The 3,696-nt window shown below is 55.8% G+C and carries 4 protein-coding genes and 1 tRNA gene; 2 read left to right on the top strand and 3 right to left on the bottom strand.

The annotated features are described in order from the left end of the window. Positions 1–520 (top strand): aminotransferase class III-fold pyridoxal phosphate-dependent enzyme (locus ACP5VX_RS06560; RefSeq protein WP_428725083.1); only part of this gene is annotated, 520 nt, incomplete at its 5' end. On the opposite strand, the gene ACP5VX_RS06555 is transcribed toward ACP5VX_RS06560, so the two are convergent. Continuing rightward, positions 521–621: transfer RNA gene (locus ACP5VX_RS06555), tRNA-Cys, on the bottom strand. Between the two features lie 242 nt (positions 622–863). Here ACP5VX_RS06555 and ACP5VX_RS06550 point away from each other — a divergent pair. Beyond that, positions 864–1,898 carry a PhoU domain-containing protein gene (locus ACP5VX_RS06550; RefSeq protein ID WP_428725082.1) on the top strand — a complete coding sequence of 345 codons (1,035 nt, stop codon included), beginning with the start codon at positions 864–866 and terminating at the stop codon, positions 1,896–1,898. 120 nt (positions 1,899–2,018) lie between these two features. Here ACP5VX_RS06550 and ACP5VX_RS06545 read toward each other — a convergent pair whose 3' ends face one another. Continuing rightward, positions 2,019–2,312, bottom strand: a complete 294-nt coding sequence (locus tag ACP5VX_RS06545; RefSeq protein ID WP_428725081.1) for a hypothetical protein — start codon at positions 2,310–2,312, stop codon at positions 2,019–2,021. A gap of 36 nt (positions 2,313–2,348) precedes the next feature. Continuing rightward, positions 2,349–3,446 (bottom strand): peptide chain release factor aRF-1, encoded by a 1,098-nt coding sequence (prf1, locus tag ACP5VX_RS06540; protein WP_428725084.1) that lies wholly within the window; start codon positions 3,444–3,446, stop codon positions 2,349–2,351. Between the last annotated feature and the right edge of the window lie 250 nt (positions 3,447–3,696).

Raw genomic sequence — 3,696 nt, 5'->3', positions numbered from 1 at the left:
CGGCTTCCCCTTGTCTACCGTGGTGGCTAGGAGCGATGTACTAGAGGCGCTGCCGAGGGCTGGGCTAGGGTTCACAAACATGGGGCACGCCGTCTCCTGCAGGGCTGGACTGGCCACGATTAGGGTCATAGAAAGAGAGGGCCTCGTAGAGAGGGCCCGTGTTCTAGGGGACTACTTGGCAAGGAGGCTGAGAGAGGTCCAGGAGAAACACCCCGTGATCGGCGACGTCAGAGGCCTCGGTCTCATGGTGGGTGTAGAGGTGGTCGAAGACCAGAGGTCGAGAAGGCCCTCTAGGGTCAAGGCTTTGAAGGTCGCTTGGAGTGCGTGGAGAAGGGGGGTTATAACGACTCCCCTGGGCAGGCACGGGAACGTCCTCCGGCTTACGCCGCCGCTCAACATCCCGCTCGAAGACCTAGAAAAGGCGATTACGGTGTTGGAAGACGCCGTTAAAGACGTGGAGGAGGGCCGGGTACCCGACGAGGCCGTCGAAGGCGTCGAGGGGTGGGGGTCGTGGAGCTAGAGCCGGGGGCGGGATTCGAACCCGCGGTTAAACGGGTCTCTGAGCCCCTGACCCGGGAGTGCCCTGCAGCCCGCCGCCTTAGACCGCTCGGCCACCCCGGCTTCAAGTCTAATCTTGTGTTTGAAGGGGTTATAAGCTGTCTACCGGCCATCGACTGTAAAGCTTTAGGGTAAGGTTGTTGTCTGTATGTTCATGGCCGTTTGGATGTCCAGTTCTTTTACTTCGGTTTTCCTACATTAAGTTTTTTGTGTATATATTCGGTCATGTAGCCTGCGGTTAAGTATTTAAGGGTGTTAAGAAGATATGTGTGTGAAATACACGTATGTAATGAAAGGGGGCGTATATGGCGAGCGTAGAGAGGAGGAAGGTGCAGAAGACAGGTAGCTCGTCGTTCATAGTCACTCTCCCCAAAGAGTGGGTCGACGCGGTGGGATTGAAGAGCGGCGACTACGTCTACATATACGAGCACGGCGGCAGGCTGGTCATAACCCCGGGGACCTTCGAGATAGGGCAGCTACAGGCCACTATCCGGGTGTTCAGCGAGGCTAGGATCGAGGAGATCTTCAGGACGATCGTGGCCTTCTACCTGGCGGGCTACACGAACCTGACTGTGACCTTCGACTCCTCACTACAGAACCTCGCAAAGAAGATAAGCGACCTGAAGAGCATGGTCAGAATAAAACTGGCGGGCATAGAGGTCATAGACGAGACGTACAACACGATCTCCTTCAAGATACTGCTAGACCTGCGCGAGCTACCGCTAGAGAGCAGCCTGAGGAGGCTCCACTTAATAGTCTCGAACATGTTGAGGGACAGCCTCTCCAGCTACAAGAACGGCGACAAGGCCCTAGCGGAGGCGGTCATCCAGAGAGACGACGAGGCGGACAGGTTCCACTTCATGATCATCAGGGAGCTGTCCATGGCGCTCCTCGACGTCAAGGTGATGCACGACCTCGGTCTCACGTCACCCGTTGAGACGATCAACTACAGGATCATAGCGAGGAACCTGGAGAGGATAGCCGACCACAGCGTCAACATAGCAAAGAACGTTATAACGTACGGTAAGCCGTCTAGCATGGCCGACGACATCTACAACCTCGGCATGTCGCTAATAGACCTGCTCAACAGCGCTATGGGGTCTCTCTACAAGCTCAGCAGGCAGGACGCTGAGGAGGTCATACAGAAGACGCGCGAGACCGTGAGCAGGATCGACGACCTGGTCGCGAAGGTCGTAGTAGCCAACATACCGGACCGCGAGAAGGCCTTCCACATCATGGTACTGGACAGCCTGAGGAGGATAACGAGGTACTCGAACGGTATTGCGGAGACGTCGATCAACATCAAGGCCAGCAAGGTTTCGTCTATAGACATCAAGTAGGCACTTCTTCAGAGCGGCGAGTAACTGAGTTTATAACCCTACTAGAGAATCGTTTTTCTAGGTGACCCCGGTGCCCATGCTACGCCCCCGTGTACCGGGGGTGGGTGACCATGGGTCGGGTCACTCCCGGCTCACATAAAACCTCCTGCTTCTCTCCTTCGCCGGGATGAACCTCCTGTCCTCCTCCCCTGTCTCACGTATCTCCTCGTGAGCCTCCGCGTCGACCTCCAACTTTTTCTCGGCGATGTAGGCTTTGATCAACTCGAGTGGTACGTTATCGAACCTGCCTATGATGTGGGTTATACCCTGTAACCTCAACCACTCGATGAAGTCTTCTTCGAGTCCTGCCTGAACTATGAGCTCGAGGTACTCTCTCCTCTCCCTTGGTTCGAGGAGGGACAATTCGACCGCCATATTTTACTTGGACTCCGCGTGTAAAAAACCTTAACGTCAACCAGCCTTGTACCTGAGTATTCCGGCCACGCCGTTGAAGGTCTTGTAGAACCACTCGCCTTCAGGCATGTCGTTGTTGACCACTACTACCTTAGCCCCGTGGTTCTTGGCCTTCTCCAACCACGTCTCCACGTCGCCCCTCTCCTCGGAGACCACGAGTACCTTGACGGCCCCCATCTCCAGCGCGTTGTTCACCTCGTCCTCACCGTAGACGACCATCCCGTCGTCTTTAGCCAAGTGGAGCTTGAACTCCTCGATGACCTGCAGACCCTCCACGTACTCCTGCTCCTTGAGCACGTCTTGAGCCTTCATCACCATCTCTCTCAGACCTGCCTCGCCCTGGTAGGAGACGTCGATGAGCTGGTTTATCAGGATCTTTTTCAGCCTGTAGTCGAGGTAGTCTCCCTGAACAAAGTCGTACTTGCTGTAGGCGGGTCCGCCCACGAGTACGGCCTTTAGCTTGCCCTGCTCTAGTAGCGGCAGGAAGGCCCTGTTGGCGTGCTCGCCTACCTTCTTGTAGAAGTCCTCGACCATCTGCTCTATGATCCTGTCGTACCTTCTCTGGCTCTGCCCGCCCTTCTCGTGCTTGCCGGGTATGTACTCCTCCATCTCCTCCAAGACCACGAGCCTGTTCCCCTTCAGTAGGCCGAGAGTTGCGGCGTCCCGCTCGACAATTATCAGCCCTATGACGTTGTGCTCGTAGACCATCTCTTCGAGGAACTCGGTGTGGAAGTACTTGTCAGTCCTGTAGAAGAATAGCCTCACCTCCTCTGGCGGGATCAGCATTACGGATATGAAGTCGCCGGTCTCGACGTCCTCGCCGGCGAAGTAGACTAGGCCGTTGTCGGGTATCTTGGTGATCTTACTGAACCTGTCGATCGCCGAGGCGAGCGCCCTCTGCACCGCGTTCTTTGTCCTCTTCAGCTTGATGTTGTCGGATATCGACAGCTCCTGCCTGAGCAGGTTGACGACGTCGCTCACGGGCCTGCCGGGTGGGACGTAGAGCGAGAGCAGTACTGTGGCGGGCGCCTTCCACTTCTTCAGCTCTTTTATGATCTCCCTGAGCCTTTGCTTGTCGACTCTGAGAGCCTCGATCTTCTCCTCGCTGTAGCTAAAAGCCCATACCCAGCACCTGGACCACTGATTTCTTTGACTCCTAATAAACGATACGATTTTAAACAACGAGGCCAAGATAGAGCTCCGACCATGGGCTCCAGCCCTACCAACATGCCCCGATGAAGTTGCCGGAGGGGCACATGATCGAGGTAGCTGAAAGTGATCACGCGTGACAGTGAGTGTGGACGTTAAGAGGTGGGCAACATCGGTAGTCGTGGTATTTGCCACC

The sequence above is a fragment of the Thermogladius sp. genome (genome assembly GCF_049970955.1).
GTDB lineage: Archaea > Thermoproteota > Thermoprotei_A > Sulfolobales > Desulfurococcaceae > Thermogladius.
Note: the sequence above shows the minus strand (reverse complement) of the source record. Positions and strands in the feature narration are given on the sequence as shown.

What these genes read in the sequence shown, in the direction of transcription:
- ACP5VX_RS06550 (WP_428725082.1), top strand. Translation starts at nt 864, where the DNA reads ATGGCGAGCGTAGAGAGGAGGAAGGTGCAGAAGACAGGTAGCTCGTCG.
- ACP5VX_RS06545 (WP_428725081.1), bottom strand. Translation starts at nt 2,312, where the DNA reads ATGGCGGTCGAATTGTCCCTCCTCGAACCAAGGGAGAGGAGAGAGTAC.